General features: G+C 65.2%; 17 protein-coding genes. 3 read left to right on the top strand and 14 right to left on the bottom strand.

The window, feature by feature from the left end; genetic code table 11:
- From VMI09_01135 to VMI09_01145, 3 genes are all read right to left on the bottom strand, one after another.
- Nucleotides 1-488, bottom strand: a 488-nt coding sequence (locus VMI09_01135) for a hypothetical protein (protein ID HTQ23266.1), incomplete at its 3' end; no start/stop codon positions are given.
- 67 nt (nt 489-555) lie between these two features.
- The gene (locus VMI09_01140; GenBank protein HTQ23267.1) at nt 556-894 is read right to left on the bottom strand and encodes a P-II family nitrogen regulator; all 339 of its coding nucleotides are present in this window, start codon (nt 892-894) and stop codon (nt 556-558) included.
- Nucleotides 895-1,180: 286 nt separating this feature from the next.
- On the bottom strand, nt 1,181-2,740 hold the full coding sequence (locus VMI09_01145; protein ID HTQ23268.1) for a SagB/ThcOx family dehydrogenase: 1,560 nt from the start codon (nt 2,738-2,740) through the stop codon (nt 1,181-1,183).
- A gap of 146 nt (nt 2,741-2,886) precedes the next feature.
- On the opposite strand from VMI09_01145, the gene VMI09_01150 reads away from it, so the two are divergent.
- Together VMI09_01150 and VMI09_01155 are read left to right on the top strand one after the other, a co-directional pair.
- Nucleotides 2,887-3,810, top strand: a complete 924-nt coding sequence (locus tag VMI09_01150; protein ID HTQ23269.1) for a cyclase family protein — start codon at nt 2,887-2,889, stop codon at nt 3,808-3,810.
- An 18-nt stretch (nt 3,811-3,828) separates the two neighbouring features.
- A complete protein-coding gene (locus tag VMI09_01155) occupies nt 3,829-5,028 on the top strand; it encodes an amidohydrolase family protein (protein HTQ23270.1) in 1,200 nt (399 codons plus the stop codon).
- 22 nt (nt 5,029-5,050) lie between these two features.
- Here the strand turns inward: VMI09_01155 and VMI09_01160 are convergent, their stop codons facing one another.
- The 7 genes from VMI09_01160 to VMI09_01190 all read right to left on the bottom strand — a co-directional run bounded on the left by VMI09_01160 (nt 5,051) and on the right by VMI09_01190 (nt 9,357).
- On the bottom strand, nt 5,051-5,344 hold the full coding sequence (locus tag VMI09_01160) for a hypothetical protein (GenBank protein ID HTQ23271.1): 294 nt from the start codon (nt 5,342-5,344) through the stop codon (nt 5,051-5,053).
- A gap of 3 nt (nt 5,345-5,347) precedes the next feature.
- Nucleotides 5,348-6,463, bottom strand: a complete 1,116-nt coding sequence (locus tag VMI09_01165) for a hypothetical protein (GenBank protein ID HTQ23272.1) — start codon at nt 6,461-6,463, stop codon at nt 5,348-5,350.
- A 55-nt stretch (nt 6,464-6,518) separates the two neighbouring features.
- On the bottom strand, nt 6,519-6,818 hold the full coding sequence (locus VMI09_01170; protein ID HTQ23273.1) for a hypothetical protein: 300 nt from the start codon (nt 6,816-6,818) through the stop codon (nt 6,519-6,521).
- A gap of 17 nt (nt 6,819-6,835) precedes the next feature.
- Entirely contained in the window at nt 6,836-7,741 is a 906-nt protein-coding gene (locus tag VMI09_01175) for a transglutaminase domain-containing protein (GenBank protein ID HTQ23274.1), read from the bottom strand.
- A gap of 41 nt (nt 7,742-7,782) precedes the next feature.
- Complete coding sequence (locus VMI09_01180; protein HTQ23275.1) at nt 7,783-8,259, bottom strand: SRPBCC domain-containing protein; 477 nt, start codon at nt 8,257-8,259, stop codon at nt 7,783-7,785.
- Complete coding sequence (locus VMI09_01185; protein HTQ23276.1) at nt 8,243-8,596, bottom strand: metalloregulator ArsR/SmtB family transcription factor; 354 nt, start codon at nt 8,594-8,596, stop codon at nt 8,243-8,245. Before VMI09_01185 ends, VMI09_01180 begins: the two co-directional genes overlap by 17 nt.
- A gap of 308 nt (nt 8,597-8,904) precedes the next feature.
- Complete coding sequence (locus VMI09_01190; GenBank protein ID HTQ23277.1) at nt 8,905-9,357, bottom strand: response regulator; 453 nt, start codon at nt 9,355-9,357, stop codon at nt 8,905-8,907.
- Nucleotides 9,358-9,799: 442 nt separating this feature from the next.
- Here VMI09_01190 and VMI09_01195 point away from each other — a divergent pair, with 442 nt between their 5' ends.
- Complete coding sequence (locus VMI09_01195) at nt 9,800-11,596, top strand: chloride channel protein (GenBank protein ID HTQ23278.1); 1,797 nt, start codon at nt 9,800-9,802, stop codon at nt 11,594-11,596.
- Nucleotides 11,597-11,743: 147 nt separating this feature from the next.
- Here VMI09_01195 and VMI09_01200 read toward each other — a convergent pair whose 3' ends face one another.
- From VMI09_01200 to VMI09_01215, 4 genes are read right to left on the bottom strand one after another with little or no spacing between them, the layout of a single operon-like run.
- Entirely contained in the window at nt 11,744-12,520 is a 777-nt protein-coding gene (locus tag VMI09_01200; GenBank protein ID HTQ23279.1) for an acetoacetate decarboxylase family protein, read from the bottom strand.
- Between the two features lie 24 nt (nt 12,521-12,544).
- Entirely contained in the window at nt 12,545-13,585 is a 1,041-nt protein-coding gene (locus VMI09_01205; protein ID HTQ23280.1) for an LLM class flavin-dependent oxidoreductase, read from the bottom strand.
- Nucleotides 13,586-13,603: 18 nt separating this feature from the next.
- Nucleotides 13,604-14,734 carry an acyl-CoA dehydrogenase family protein gene (locus tag VMI09_01210; GenBank protein ID HTQ23281.1) on the bottom strand — a complete coding sequence of 377 codons (1,131 nt, stop codon included), beginning with the start codon at nt 14,732-14,734 and terminating at the stop codon, nt 13,604-13,606.
- Between the two features lie 49 nt (nt 14,735-14,783).
- Nucleotides 14,784-15,974: an acyl-CoA dehydrogenase family protein gene (locus VMI09_01215; GenBank protein HTQ23282.1), complete on the bottom strand. Its 1,191-nt coding sequence runs from the start codon at nt 15,972-15,974 to the stop codon at nt 14,784-14,786.
- Nucleotides 15,975-16,068 lie beyond the last annotated feature (94 nt).

Genomic DNA, 16,068 nt, shown 5'->3' on the forward strand with positions numbered 1-16,068 from the left:
AATCCGCAGACGTAGTAGGCGAGGAAGGCGAACACGTACGCCGCGAAGTTGAGCATCATCAGATGCCCGGCGTTCTTCTTGCGCACCAGTCCGCACGTGAGCAGCGCGAACCCGGCTTGCATGAAGAGAACCAGGTATCCGGTCAGCAGCGTCCACGAGAAGTTGACCGAGATTCTAAGGTGACCGACGTTGTCGGCAAGCTTCATGGCCAGCGGCTCCTTGGCAGCCTGGGCTGTAAAGTCGTCGAACGCCTTCTTGTTCTTGGCGTAGTCGGGTGCGCTTTTGTCGGTCGGCTCGGTCAGAATGAACGAATTTCCGCCCGCGTCGGACGTCGATGACTTGTCGCCGGTTGCGATTCCGGCGGGGTCGGGTTGCGGCTCGTCGGCGAGCGCGACCAGCATCGGCCCACACAGCCATTGCGCGAACAGGATCGCGAGGACTGCCTTGAGCAGCCACAGCTTCGGGCGCGTTATAGAAACGTTTGGCATCTTGGAATTCCCCTTCCTCATAAGATTGGCAGCGGCGGCTCTGCGCCGCGGATGATGAACGATCGATTCAGATCGCGCTCGGGCCTCGCTCTCCGGTCCGAATCCGCATGATCTCGTCGAGCGAGCTCACAAAAATTTTCCCGTCCCCGATTTTCCCCGTCCTGGCGGTCTCGGCGATCGCCTTGGCCACCGGCTCTACCAGGTCCTCGGCAACGACGATCGTGACGAGAATCTTCGGCAGAAAATCCACCGTGTACTCGGTCCCACGGTACATCTCCGTATGGCCCTTCTGGCGGCCGAACCCCTTGACCTCGGATACCGTGAGCCCGGTGATTCCGAGGGTCATGAGCCGCTCTTTCACTTCGTCGAGCTTAGACGGCCTAATTATCGCCTCAATTCGCTTCATTCGTCAGTCATCTCCTTGTTCGCGGAAAGCCCTTGTCAAAAGCACTTCGTGACTCGTCCCGGCCCCCGACCGAGGGAGTCGGGGCTTCGCGCAGAACTATGCATCTAGTCCGCGTGCACCTGTCCGCAAGAAAAGTGCCATGCAAAATGCAACTATGGTGCTATATAAAATTAGGACTTTTCGGTTAGATGCTTTCGCCATGATGCCCGCGAAACGGGCATCGGCTTAACGACTGAGCAGACGGGGCAGAAGAGACTTGCAGATCGAAATGCCGCCGGAGCGCGGGTCAGCTGTCGTCGCTCGACGACCGTGGCACGCCGACCGCGACGACTAGCAGCGGACTCTTGCCCGCGGCATGCGGCGCGAAGAACGCGGTGGTGTCGTCATCGTAGAAGGTCAAGCCTGTCGCGCCGCGGCCGAGCGTGTAAGCCGCGAGATAGACCTGTCCGCCATGCAGTCCGGCTTCCAGGTGAGCGTCGCGATAGGCCCGATTGCCGAGCGCGCCGAGCGCGCGCTCGAGATCGGCCATATAAACGATCAGCGCGGAGCAATCGGCGCCGAGCATCTGCTCGAGGCACAGGTAGCCGGCCTCGCGGCGAAAGCTGCCGGCCCTTAGCAATTCGAATTCGCCGCCTTGGCGATGGTAGTAGTACGTCCCGGATTCCATTCCTTCGACTGCGTTGACGATCAGATATGTATCGCTTAGCGGCGGGAAGTCGGCGGACGGATGGCGGCTCGAGACGACCAATATCGTGGCCAGTTCTTCGGCTGTTATCGGCCGCTCTGCGAAGGCTCGCGTCGATCCGCGTCTTAGAATCGTCTCGCCCAGGCTCATACCAGCGTCGGAGTCGAGAGTCTCGGGCTTCGCCTTGGTCGCCGCGGCCGATGGCGGAATCAAATCGATCTGTGCGCCAGCGACGGCAGCAACCTCGTCAGGTGTGAGCAGGCGGGACGCCTGATGCATCCGCACGAGGTCAGGGTAGCTTACCTCCTCGCGCGAGAGTTCGATCGTCTCGAGGACGAGCGGCTTCATCACCGGCTCCGCACCCGGCGCAGCCGTGCCGCCGCCGAGCGCGACGAGGCATAGCGCCGCTTCGCGCGCGCCGTCGATTCCGAGCAGCGCTTCGATCTCGGGGTCGGCAAAGGCGGTCACCAGGTCGGCGGAAATCCCCTCGGCCGACGCGGCGGCGAACAGATTGGCGAGTATCGTACCCGCATCCCAGAAGCAGTAGCGGTAGGCGCGCGCGCGATACTTCCACGCGCTGCGCCAGAAAATCGCGCTCAGCACGAGTACCGCGCGCGCCTGCAATAGCGAGGGACGTCCCGCCGCCGTGCGCGCAAGGAGTCCGCGCCAGTCCCCCCGGCGAAGCCCACGCAAGCGCAAATCGGCGGGCGAAAAATGATAGAGCCCCTGCTCGAGTTCGTCCGTCTCGGCCACGGCCGTATAGATCTCGATCGGATAGAGCGCCCCCGCCGACGGCGCCGCGCGAAAATGATAGTCCTGACCGCCGACCCGGACGCGCCGCGTGAGCCCGTTGGCGCAGAAGAGGATCCGCGTGAGCGCGTCTAATGTGAGCTCGCCGCCCTCACGGGAAAGTTCGCCGCCCTCGTGCGTACTGGCGTTCCGATCACCCCCCGCGCCGCCAGCGGCTATCGCGCCGAGCGCGGGAACGCGCGCGAGGCTTAGGTCGCGCGGCAGCGCGAGCCCGGAGACCTCGGGGTAGAGCTTGTATGGCAGCGGGCGATTGTCCCAATCCAGGTAATGCCCGCCGCTGCGCACGCTGGTGTACGAATGCTTGGTTGCCGCGTGATAGGTCCGCGCCGCTTCGATGTCGCGATTGCTCAATGTCCTCAGGCCCCCGCGCCGCCCGGGTCCGCGGCTCGCTTCGGAGCCTTCACCATACCATCTTGCCTGCGGAGCGGCTTGCGCCCGCTGGTCGGTATCGGCGGGCGCGTGCTATTGGCTAATCAGATCGATTCGGGGAGAGGCCGATGGGCGAGACCACACCCAGACTCAGTGCCGCCGAAGTGAAGGGCCTGTTCGAGAAGTTCAGCAACTGGGGCCGCTGGGGCAAAGATGACGAGCGCGGCGCGCTCAACTTCATCACAGCGCACAAACGCGCCGCCGCCGCACGCCTGGTGCAAAACGGCGAGATGGTCTCGATCGCGCTGCCGCTCTCGACCGCCTCCGGCCCCGACAATCCCACGCCGGTCACGCATCTGATGCTCCATTCGGGGACCGGTCATGCGGTTGCGCTCGACTATTTCGGAATGGCACCGCACGGGATGGCGTTTACCCATCTCGACGCGCTCTGCCATGTGTTCTGGGAGCGCAAGATGTACAACGGCTTCAGTTCGAGCGAGGTCGGACGGTGGGGAGCGCGCAAGTGCGGAATCGACGCCGCGCGCGAGGGCGTCGTGAGCCGCGGCGTGCTGCTCGATATCGCGCGGCTCAAGGGCGCCGAATGGATAGAGCCGGGCGAGCGCATCTTCCCCGAAGATCTCGACGCCGCCGAACGCGCGCATCGCGTGCGCGTCGAGGAGGGCGACGTGCTGCTCGTCCGGACGGGGCGGATGGCGCGGCAGAGAAAACTCGGTCCGTGGGACAGCCGCAGCGAGGGGATGGCGGGGCTCGATCCGAGTTGTCTGCCGTGGCTCCACGAACGGCGGATCGCGGTGCTCGGATGCGACGGCGTGAGCGACGCGCTCCCGACCGGCTACGGCAGCGAGCTGATTTTTCCGATTCACGTCGGGACCCTGGTCGCGATGGGCGTGCACCTGATCGACAACGCCGACCTCGAAGCGCTGGGCGCGGCCTGCGTCCGCCTTGAGCGCCACGAATTCATGTTCGCGATGCTGCCGCTCATCCTCGAGCGCGCGACGGCGTCGCCGGTGAATCCGGTGGCGGTCTTCTGACGCGACAAGGAGCAAACCATGCCTTCCGAAGCGATGGTAATCGACGCCGACGGTCACATTCTCGAACGGCCCGATCTGTGGGAGCGCTACCTCGAACCGCGGTATCGCGAACGCGCGATCCGGATCGTGACGGGGCAGGACGGCTACGAGTATCTCGATATCGACCGCAAGGTTTCGCGGCTCTGCCGCCGCGGCCAGCTTGCGACGCTGGGCGGGATGGGCAAAAAGGTGGCGGATGCGGCGCGGATGCGCGAGCGCGCGATGCGCGGCGAGCTGAGCCCCGAAGAGCTGCGCTACCAGATGCCCGGTCCGGGCGACACTTACATGGCCGGGGCGGCCTTCGGCACGATGGACATGAAAGAGCGGCTTGCGCTGCTCGATCGCGAAGGGATGGCCAAAGCGGTCCTCTATCCGACGCTCGGCCTGATGTGGGAGGCCGAGTGTTTCGACGCGGAAGTCGCCGGCGCCTACTGCCGCGCCTACAACCGGTGGATCGCGGAGTTCTGCCGCGATTCGGGCGGCCGCCTGGTCCCGATCGCGCACCTGTCGCTCGGCGATCCCGCGGGCGCCGCCGCCGAACTCGAGCGTGCGGTGAAGGACGGATGCAAGGGAGCATTCGTCGCGCCGTTCACGATCACCAAAGTCGCGCATGGCGACAAGGCGCACGACCGCGTGTTCGCAGCGGCGCAGGACCTCGACGTTCCGTTCGCGATCCATCCGACGTTCGAGCCGCTCGACTTGGGGGTACATCATCGCTTCGACAACTTCCGCTGGGCGGTCTGGTACTACGACCTGTTCGCAGGGCAGGGCGTCCAGCACGCGTTCGCGACCTTCTTCCAGTGCGGCACGTTCGATCGCTTTCCGGGCCTGCGCGTCGTGGTGCTGGAGTCGGGCGCCGGATGGATCGGCTATTTCCTCGACCGCGCCGACGCGATCTACGGCGGAACGCCCCTAGGCGGCACTGTGCGCCTCAAGGAAAAGCCCTCGCACTATTTCCGCGAGCGATGCTTCATCTCGGCCGATCCCGACGAACGCACGATCGCTGGGATGATGCGCCACGTGGGCGAAGACAAATTTTTCTGGGCCAGCGACTATCCGCATCCCGACCATCCCGGCAACTACCTCGAGGAGTTGCGCGGGATGGTCGCGCCGATGACCGAGGGCGGCCGGCGCGGGATTTTGGGCGAGAACGTCGCCCGCGCGTACAAGCTGATGTGACGCGCGCGGGCGCGCGGATTCCTCAACTGCGCGCGCCGCCGGACAGCGCCGGATGAATCCACATCTCGGAGTCCGCGCCGGCTTCGGCTTTGAGCCCGCCCATAAAGCGCGCGTTGTTGCCGTCGATAAAGATGTTCACGTGGCGACGAAGCTCCCCCTGTTCGTCGAGCACGCGGTCGCGGATGCCCGGATAGTCGCGCACCAGGGCTTCGATAGCTTCCCCTGCGGTTGTCCGCGCGCCGGTCGCCAGCGGCACTTCGATCACGTCCCGTCCGCCGGTCCATCGGCGGAGCGCCGAAGGAATATGCACGCGCATGGCCTAATGCACGACCGCCGTCTTGACGCACAAGACCGGGGGCAGAAATTCCGTGATCGCACGCCAGCTCTCGCCCTCGTCGTTCGATCCGTAAAGCTGTCCCCCGCGGGTGCCGAAATAGAGCCCGGCGGGGTCGAGCGCGTCGGCGGAGAACGCGTCGCGGAGCACGGTGAAAAATCCGTCGCGGTCGGGCAGGCCCTTGCCCAGCGGTTCCCACGACCCCCCCGCGTCACGCGAGCGCCACACGCGCGGGGCGCCGTCGCGCGGCACCCGGAACTCGTCCGAGGTCAGCGGAAAGGTGTAGATGGTCCCGCCGTGCCGCGGATGCGTCACCATCGGAAAGCCGAAATCCGACGGCAGGCCGTTTTCGATCGTTACCCACGAACGCGCCTCGTTGTCGGTGCGGTAGACGCCCGGATGGCTCTGCAGGTACATCCGTGAGGGATTTTCCCCATCGAACCGGATCTTATGCGGACAGAGCGTCGCGCCGGGAACGTCGGGATGGACCCTGAGGCCGTTGACGCAGGCGTTCCACGACTCGCCGCCGTCGTCGCTGCGATAGATGCCGCCCGAAGAGATCGCGGCGTACATGCGCCCGGGCTCGCACGGATGAACCAGGATCGAATGCAGGCAGAGTCCGCCGAAGCCGGGATTCCATTTCGGGCGGTCGGGATGCTTGAACAGCCCCTCATTCAGGCGAAAGTTCTCGCCGCGATCGTCGGAGCGAAACATCGCCGCGGGATCGACTCCGGCAAGCACCACGTCGGGCCCCAGCGGCGTCTCGGCCTCGAGCGCCCAGATCGCGCTGAGCGACTCGCCGCTGCCCTTGGGAAACTTGACGTTGCCCTCCGTCGGTTCGTTCCAGGTGGCGCCGAAGTCGTCCGACCAGCTGACCATCGCGCCCCAGTGGTTGCTCTTGTTGCCGACCACGATTCGCGGCGCACCCTTGCCGATGAAAGCCGCCGACCATACCGATTGTCCCGGGAAGTGCGGCCCGGACATTTTGAAATCGCCGCGCTTGCCGTCGCAGAGAAAAATGAAAGCGCCCTTGACCGTCCCGACCATCAGCATCAGATCGCCCGCTGCGGGCGAGAGGGTTTTCGCATGTGTCGTCGCCATAGTCACCTCCGAGGTTCCTGACTTTGTCGTTCGCCGCCGCCGCTCGAAACCCGCGCTAACGGCATATGCAAAGGCATTCGGCCATGCGATCGAGCCGCGCGTTCGAGAATTCCTGATTGGCCGTGTGCGCGAAGGATGAATAGCAAGGCGCCGCCGCCGAGCGCATCGACCCCGCCGCCGTGCCGTCGCGCGCCGAAATCTCCTCAATCGCCGCGCACGCCTCGCGTACCGCATCCGCCTCGCTCGCGGCCGCGCCGGCGCGATGCAAAGGCGGATCGACCAGCCGCCGGAACCACGTCCAGCGGTCCGTTCGCACCTCGAACCGCGTGCCCAGATGATCTCTGCGAAGGTCCATATTCAATCTCCGCCCGGTTACGACAAAACCTGCGGCGCGATCGCTTCGGGCGCCTGGCGGAGCGCGTTGAAGACCATCGCCGGCACCCGCAAACGATCGTCCTCGTAAACCTCGCGGATTTCCGTGAGCGCGCTGTCGCCGGCGAGCGTCGCCGCCGCCGCCGCCCGATCGAGCAGCGCGCTCTTCCCGCCGTCGAGCAGACCGTCATCGCCCATCGGCATCACGCCCCAGACGTCCCACGGCAGCATCTCCATCCCATTGAGCGCCGCGAGATCGCGCACCACGTTGCCGGCGATAAACCACGCTCCGCGAAGCCCGGGCACGAAGGAGAGACCGAAGCGCCCGGCCTCGGCGCGCCCGGTCCGGCACATCTGCCAAGCTTCGCCGGCGACGATGAAGCGGTCGCGCGGAACGTCGAGCGGATCGAAATCGACGGGCAGGATTTCCCGCTGTACCGCGTCGAGCTGCGCGTCAACCAGGATCCAGCGCGCCTTATCCGCGTTCCAGTACTCGCACACCCAATGGTCTTCGAACCTGCCGGGCGTGAAGTACGCGCCAAAGCCGCATCGCGCGCGCGCCGCAACGCCTTGTCGGCGAAGGATCGCGCAGAGCATCAGCGAAAAATGACGGCACACCGCGGCCATCCGATCGCCCGGCGCGCGCGCAACGGTCAGAGGGCGGCCGTCAAGCGCGCGAATCCGCGCGAGGATCTCCCCAATCGGCCGCAGGTGTGCATCATTGATGCGCTCTTCGGAGAGCGTCACGCCGTAGGCGAACGACGCCATGTCGCGATGGATCAGCAGACCGTGTACCAGTTCGCAGAGCGCCGCGATGCCGCGGGGGAAGGCGCCCGGCTCCGCCGCGCGCGTGTCGATCGCCGTCATCGCTCCGCATTGCCGATAGTATTCCTGCGGATTTTCCATGATGTTGCGCCCTCGACTCCAGCGTCGCTCCGATGACGAGGTCAGGCGGCCGCCGCCAGGAAGTTGGCGAGGCGCTCCATGCTGTCGGTCCAGCCTCCTCGGTGCGAGTCACGCGCGGTCACCGACTCGAAGACTGCCTGATGCAGCTTGAGCCTGGTCTTCGCGCCGTGCTCCGCGAGCGTCACCGTCAAGACCGTTTCCGGGCGCGTGGCGTTGCCGTCCGCATCCGTCCACACGAAGGTCGAAACCAGCCGCTCGGGCTCCACGATCTCGCGATAGACGCCCTTCAAAAAATGTTCGGTGCCCTGGGGCGAGCGCATGTGCAGGCGATACCCGCCGCCAACGCGGAAGTCATGACTGATCACCGTGTTGGTGAAGCCGTGAGGGCCGAACCAGCGGGCCATCCGCTCGGCCTCGGTCCAGGCTTTGAACACGAGAGGGCGCGGCGCGTCGAAGGTCCGTTCGATCACGAGCACGCGGTCTTCGGGCATGGCAGCGGTGCTACTTTGTGCGTCCATTTTTCGTCTTCTCCATGGTTTTTGCTTCGGTTTCCTTGAGTTCGCGCAAATAGTCGTCGAGCCGATCGAAGCTCTCCTCCCAGAAGCGCCGGTAGCGCTCGAGGAAGTCGGAGGCGTCCTTGAGCGGACCCGCCGCGAGCCGGCACGGCCGCCACTGCGCTTCGCGTCCGCGCGCGATGAGTCCCGCGCGTTCGAGGACCTTAAGATGCTTGGAGATGGCAGGAAGGCTCATCTCGAACGGCGCCGCGAGCTCGGTGACCGAGCGTTCGCCTGCGGCCAGCCGGGCTAGGATCGCGCGCCGGGTGGGGTCGGAGAGGGCGGCGAACGTGGCGCTCAATCGGTCGGTCGCAGTGGATTGCTGAACCATGCGGTTAAATAACCTAATGGTTAATTACAACCATCGCGCTCATGTGTCAAGCCCCTCAAGAAAAAGTTTGCGGAGATTGCCGCAAAACAGATCGCCGAATGCGCGCGACGCAACGCGCGCTTCATCCGGGTGAACCAGGCGCAAGGACTCGCCGAAAAACCCGGCGCTTCGATTTATTCAGGGTCGGCGGCCGCTGCGGCCGCGGATGCAAGAGCCTGAACGCGCGATCGATGGCGCTGCGGAAAAACGGGCGGCGAGAAAAATTCAGGAAGAGGAATTCAGGACGAGGCCGGCGCCGAGCCCGGCTTCGGAGGAATCACGCCGATACGCGCAAGCTCCTCCTTGAGGATCGCGCGCGAGAGCGGCTTGCACAGCACCGCTGAAGCGCCGAGTTCGTAGCTTTGCGCGATGTCGAGATCGTAGAGCGAGCTCGTGATCACGAACATCGGCACGTGCGAGCACGGATCGTGCGCGCGCGCCGCCGAGAGCACGGCGAACCCGCCATTGTCCGGCAGGCGCAGATCGACCAGCATCAGGTCGGGCCGATCAGTGTCGGTGAACTGCTGGATCAACTCGACGGCCTCGTCGGCGTTTTCAGCCACGATAACTTCGCTCGCGTCGCCCAGCACCTGGCGAATCACGGTCACCGCGATGAAGGAGTGTTCGGGATTATCCTCGACCAGGAAAACTCTGACGCCGAATTCCGGCGGTGATTGCTCGTTGGTGTCCATACAGCCTCGCACTCAGCACTATACATTAATCGCGGCGCAAGTAACGCGATGGGGCGCAATGCCCCGAAGAAACTCCGGGTCACGGGCCGCGTTGCGAGGGAAGGAATACAATTGCCATGCCAGCACTACGCAACTATTGTTAGTTGTTCGAGTAGCTCTACGCTCATTTTCACGCTTTCCTTTCGGTTTGTGGCAATGCGCCGTGCGAGGCGAAATCATTGATAAAGTTGACTGTTAGCTTCTTTTGGCAATCTATAACAAACAAGGATAGCCCGACGTTCCTGGCAAACGCGTCCGCGGACGCTTTGACGAAAAACTGCGAGCGAGGCGTTCGACGGTCATTATCGCAACGGTTGTTGCACATCGGCACAACTCTGGCCGATTCTGACAGCGCGCCGCGAGCCTGGTGCGGCGCGCGATAAGGGTGAGGAGGTTTTCCGGAGTGGGGCTTCTCGCGTCGCTTGGCAATTCGCGATGGTTCGACAGCGCGCTGGTGCGCAAATGTTCGGCGCTCGTCAGCGAGGACCTGTCAGCCACCTATTCGCGCGACATCCAGAAATGGCTGCTCGTCGCGCCATTGATCGGGCTGGCATCGGGCCTCGTGATCACCGGCATCGCGCTGCTGATCCTAAACGGCGTGTGGGCCGCGCTGCTCCCGTTCATGCTCGCGCATCACGGCGCGATCCTTCCGGTGACGCTCGCCGGCTTTCTGCTGACCGGCCTTATCATGCAGTTCCTGACCCGCGATCCGGATCGCCATTCCACCGAAGAGATCATTCAGTCGTACCACGAGCACCAGGGCGATATCGACATGCGCCCCTTTTGGTACAAGCTGCTCGCGGCGGTTGCCACGGTCGGATTCGGCGGCAGCGCGGCGCTGGAAGGACCGAGCATCTATGGGGGCGGTGCGATCGGCTCGTGGATGTGGACGCGGCTCAGGCGGCTCGGGATTGAGCTCGAGCCGCGCGACCGGCGGATCATGCTGATCAGCGGCGCGGCGGCCGGGATGGCGGCGGTGTTCCGCGCGCCGTTCACCGGGCTCATCTTCGCGCTCGAGATGCCGTACAAGGACGACCTCGCGCACGAGGCGCTCTTGCCCTCGCTCATCGCGTCGGTGGTTGCATACGCGGTGCTGGCGGCCGTGATGGGCACGGCGCCTTTGTTCGCATTTGGCGGCACCGCGCCGTTTTCCGATCGCGACCTGCTGTGGTCAGCGCTGCTCGGAGTGGTTTGCGGGTTCATCGCGATGAACTTCGCCAACGGCTTTCGCCGCACGCGCACCTTCTTCGTCAATCTACGCACTCCGCACACGGTCAAACTGCTGATCGGCGGCCTGCTTACGGGTATCTGCGGCCTGGTGTACGTAACGCTCTATCCCGGCAAGCTCATCCCGCTCGGCCCCAATTACGAGGCGGTCGGTATGATCCTCAACCAGCCGCGCGGCTCCGGCGAGCTGATCGCGTTTGCGCTCATGAAGCTCCTCGCGACGCTGTTTTCGCTCGGCTGCGGCGGGGTGAGCGCGATGTTCGTGCCGCTGTTTCTGGCGGGTGGCGCGCTCGGCAAGGCGTTCGCCCATCTGGTCGTCGGCTCGACCCGCGGCGATCTGTTCGCGGCGGTCGGGATGGCGTCGTTCATCGCGGCCGGTTACAAGACGCCGCTTGCGGCGGTGGTGTTCGTGACCGAGACCAGCGGGAGCCATTCCTACATCATACCCACGCTCGTCGCCGCCGCGATCGCCTACGCGGTTTCAGGCGAGGCGTCGGCTTCGGGCGATCAACGGCTGCATCAGGCCGCGCGTGTCAGCGAACTCGGAGAGATGAAGGTCGCGGACGTTATGCAGCGCAGGGTCGTTGGAGTACAGGCGTCGTCGACCTTGCGGGCGTTCGCGGAAAGCGTTGCGGGCCATCATCGCTACAGCGTTTTTCCGGTTTACGACGGCGCCCGCACCATCGGCACGATGCCGGTGTGGACCCTCGGCCGCGTACCGGCGGAGACCTGGGCGGAGACGCGAGTCGGCGACGTCGCCGACCGCGAGACCGTATGGCTCACCGCCGACACCGACCTCAACGAGGCGCTGCGGCTGCTCGCGCGCGAGAATGCGCCGCAGCTTCTGCTGGTGGGCGAGGATCCCGCTGCGCGCGACGGGGCGCTCTTGGGAATCGTCACCAAGACCGACATCCTGCGCGTGCTGGGCAACGGCGCAAACGGCGGCGCGGCGGAGGCCGGGCGCGCACGCTGAGCGTGCGCGCCCGGCCTCCGCCGCGGGCTTTGCCAGACCGCGCTGCCAGGCGTACCGCCGCAAGCGCGGCGGTCTGCATCGCTGGACGGGCCTGCTGCAGGGAGACTTGTCCGGCGCGCGTCGCTCCGATTCGCGCGCCAGGTTCGTCTATTCGATCGCCGTGTAGTCGTCGATATTCTGGAACGCGTACGGCATGAAGCGCGCCGCCTCTACCGTCGCAAGGCGCTGCGCCTTGGCGTGGATATCGCCCTCGAAGTAGGTCGCGCCGCGCAGTTCGACCACTTCGATTTCGCCGAGCGGATCGTGATGCGACGGCTTGAAGATCACTTTGCCGGCGCCGCGCCGATGCACCCGCACGTGCTGGGTGAAGTGTGCGTGGACGAGGATCGGATCGAACTCGAGCCCGTGGCCGTCGGCCGCGTGCATGAACTTGAAATGGAAGCGGTCGGCGTAGGTCGGCCCGTTGATCGGCACGTTTTCGCTAAGCCGCGCCTCGAGCGACATGTAGGTGATGCCGAAGCGCTCGACGCGCGCGCGCACGACGTCACCGTCGCTCTTGAGCTGCACGCGGGCCTGTTTCTTGGGCTCGCCGAAAAGCTCGCGTCCGAAAAGTATCGCGACGTCGGTCGACATCGGCATCGCGAGACAGAAGTCGGCTTCGACGTCCTTGTAACGGGCGCGCACGCAGAGCATCCCGCCGTCGAACGCGCCCACGCAGTTGGAGCGTCCGAGCGTGCCGATCCCGACCGTGACCAGCGGCTCGGCCGCGGGCTCGAGCGGCGGCGGCAGGACTTCGCGCACGATCTCGGGTCGGGTGAGATACTGCACGGCGAGCCATCGCGCGTCGGCGAAGATCGGCGCATGCAGCGTCGCCTCGATTTTCTTTATCTGTTCGGCATTCCTGGTCCAGCTCCTGGTCAACATTGCGCTTCCTCCCTGGACTTGCTTTCAACTGAAGTGCGGCATCACGCGCTCGGCGAACAGGCGCATCGCGTCGAGCAGATTGCGATGGCCGCTTAAGCCTCCGATCTCGAACCAGCACACCATCCGGGTGAATCCGAATTGCTCCTTGAGCGCGGCGATCCGATCGACGCAACGCTGCGGCTCGCCGAACACGCCCATCAGCGAATCCACGGTCTCGTACTTGATCGCGCGCATCCGCTCGACCACGCGCTCGAACTCGCCGGGCTGCGCGATGCTCTCGGGGCGGATGGTTTCCGTGATCGTATGAAAATAATTCTCGAGACTCGGCCCAATCGTTGCGCGTACCGCGGCCTGGTCTTTGCCGGTAAAAGTGATGAACATCGCGGCCAGCCAATCCTCGGGCAGCCGCTTGCCCGCGGCCTCGCGCGCGCCGTGATACACGGCGAGCCGTTCCGGCAGCACGTTGATCGGGTTCACCGGGCCGCCGGCGAAAATCGGATAGGCGTGGGCGCCTGCGAAGCTGAAAGTATCGCTACTGTTGGCGGCGAGGCGAAACGGCGGATATGGATGCTGGATCGGCTTGGGAATCACTTCGACGCCTTCGAATTCATAGAACTGCCCGCGAAAATCGAGCCGATCTTCGCTCCACGCGCGCCTGAGCAGCGTGAGCATCTCGTGGAAGCGCTCGCGGCTCGTCGCCATGTCGACGCCGTAGCCCTGATAGTTGTTGGGAAACGCACCTCGTCCGGCGCCGAAGTTGACCCTGCCACCGGAAAGCACGTCAAGCGTCGCGATCTCCTCAGCCAGGCGCACCGGATGATGAAGCGGAAGGAGGTTGACCGCGATTCCGAGGCGGAGCCGCGCCGTGCGCTCGGCGATGGCCGCGAGCTGGAGCAGCGGAGCGGGCATCAGCGAGAAGCGCGGCGTGAAATGGACCTCCGCAAGCCACAGCGTGTCGAAGCCGAGCCGGTCGGCTTCGACAGCTTCCTCGACCAGTTCGCGATAGCGCACGGAGGGATTTTGCGAGTCAGCGGCCGGCAACTGGTAGAAGAGGTCGAATTTCACGCGAAGGTACCCGAGGTTTCAGTAGCCACCCAGCGCGGCCACGCGTTCGCGATGGTAGACCGGCGAGCCGAGGAACGATTCGTTGAAGCGCGCGCGCTTGAACCACAGATGGATGTCGTGGTCCCAGGTGAAGCCGATCCCGCCGTGCATCAGGACCGCGCGGTCGGTGCCGCGGCTGTAGATCGAGCAGAGTTGCGCCTTGGCCATCGCGGCGGCGCGCGGCGCGTCCGCGACGCCGGCATCCTGGGCGTAGGCTGCGTACCACAGCAGCGCGCGCGCCGGCTCGAGCTCGGCGACGATCTCGGCCGCCGCGTGCTTGAGCGCCTGAAACGAGCCGATCGGCTTGCCGAACTGCTCGCGCACTTTCGAATAATCGACCGCCATCTCGAGCGCGCGATCCATCCCGCCGAGCGAGTCGGCGGCGATCGCGACCGCGCCGATATCGAGCAGGCGCGCATAGAGCGCCGCGCCGCCGCTCAATTCCGCGCTGGGCGCCACCCTGACCCCGTCCAGATCGAGCGCGCACACGCGCCGCGTCAGGTCCACGCCCTTGAGCATCCGGATTCTCACGCCGGGCGCGCCGGTCTCCACCACGAAGAGGCTCACGTCGGCGGCAGACTCTCCGGTACGCGCCGCAACGACTACGAAATCCGCGGCGTGTGCGTACGGGACGAACATCTTGCTCCCGTTGAGCACCCATCCATCAGATCTCGCGCCCTCGCGCCGCGCGCCGGTCGTCATCTCGGCCGGGTCGAGCGCGTCGTTGCGCTCGGTGATCGCGACCGTCCCGGTGGCCGCGCCGGCGGCGAGCGCGCCGAGCCATCGCTCCTTGACTTCATCCGAGCCGCCATGCGCGAGCGCGGATGCGGCGAGCGCGGAGGAAAACAGAAACGGACCGGGCATCGCGGCATAGCCGGTCTCGGTCAGCAGCATCGCCATGTCGAGTACGCCCAGGCCCGCGCCGCCGTAACGCTCGGGCACGACCAGCCCGTTCCATCCAAGCTTGGCGATCGCGGCGTAAAGCTCTCGTGCCGCGCCCGCCTCGTCGGCCATCGTCTTGCGCACGTATGCGGGCGAACATTCGTTGGTCAGAAATTCGCGGGCGCTCTCGCGCAACTGCCGCTGCTCGTCGCTGAGTCCAAAATCCATTTCCGAGGTTTCCGCTCCGAGGTTTCGGTCCCCGCGATCCGCGCGCGCGCTAGCGCGACTTGGGCATCTTGAGCCCGCGCTCGGCAATGATGTTCTTCTGGATGTGCGAGGTGCCGCCCCCGATCACCAGGCCGAGCGAGAACATCCATTCATAAGGCCAGTACGCGCGGTCCAGCGCCGCCTCTTCGCCGCGCGCGAGCATCGCGTAGTCGCCCATCGCTTCCATCGCGGCGGTCGCGATGTCGTGATTGAGCTCGGTACCGGCGAGCTTGTTGACCATCGCCTCGATTCCCGGATTGCGGCCGCGGACCTGGTCGGTCAACTGCCGCAGCATGTGATACTTCATCGCTTCGACACGGATCTCGAGATCGGCTAGGCGCTGGCGGAAGAGCGGGTCGGCGGTGAGCGGGCGGCCGTTGCGGTGGATCGAGCGGGCGAGCGCAATCAGCCGCGCCATCGATTGCTGGCTGGTGGTGGTCGCGCCGAGCATGTTGCGCTCGTGAAAGAGCGTCGCGTTGGCGACCAGCCATCCTTCGTTCAGCTTGCCGACCAGGTTTTCGCGCGGCACTCGCACGTTATCGAAGAAGACCTCGTTGAAACTGTGCGCGCCTGTCATCTGGATCAGCGGGCGCACGGTGATCCCGGGCGAGCGCATGTCGATAAGGATGTAGGAGATGCCGCGATGCTTGGGCGCGTCGGGATCGGTGCGCACCAGGCAGAACATCATGTCGGCATAGTGCGCGCCCGAGGTCCATACCTTCTGCCCGTTGACTACGAACTCGTCGCCTTTGATCTCGGCGTGCGTGCGCAGCGCGGCGAGGTCCGAACCCGAACCGGGCTCCGAGTAACCCTGGCACCAGATCTCATCGGCGGTGAGAATTTTGGGCAGGTAGCGCCGCTTCTGCTCGCCGCTGCCCCAACTGATCAGCGTCGGACCGATCATCGAGAGGCCCATCCCGCCGACGAGGCCCGGCGCGCGCGCTCGCACCATTTCCTCGTTGACGATCGATTGGCGCACGGGGTCGAGTTCCTGGCCGCCGTACTCTTTGGGCCACGCGAGCGCGACGTAACCCGCGTCGTAGAGGCGGCGCTGCCAGGCGCGCGCCTTTTCGATCGCCGACTTGTCGCGGGTTGCGTTGGGATCGGCCCCGCGAAGGCCGCTGAGCGGCACATTCTCTTCGAGCCATCGCCGAAGGGTCTGACGAAATTCCTCTTCCTGTGGCGTGAATTCGAGATCCATTGGCGGGTGAGCGAGCCTCCCGAGGTGCGCTCGTCCAAGCATAGTCAAAAGGGCTGAAAGGTTGAAAGCCGAAACCGCCGCGACATCACGCAAT

The sequence above is a fragment of the Candidatus Binataceae bacterium genome, assembly GCA_035500095.1.
GTDB lineage: Bacteria > Desulfobacterota > Binatia > Binatales > Binataceae > JAKAVN01.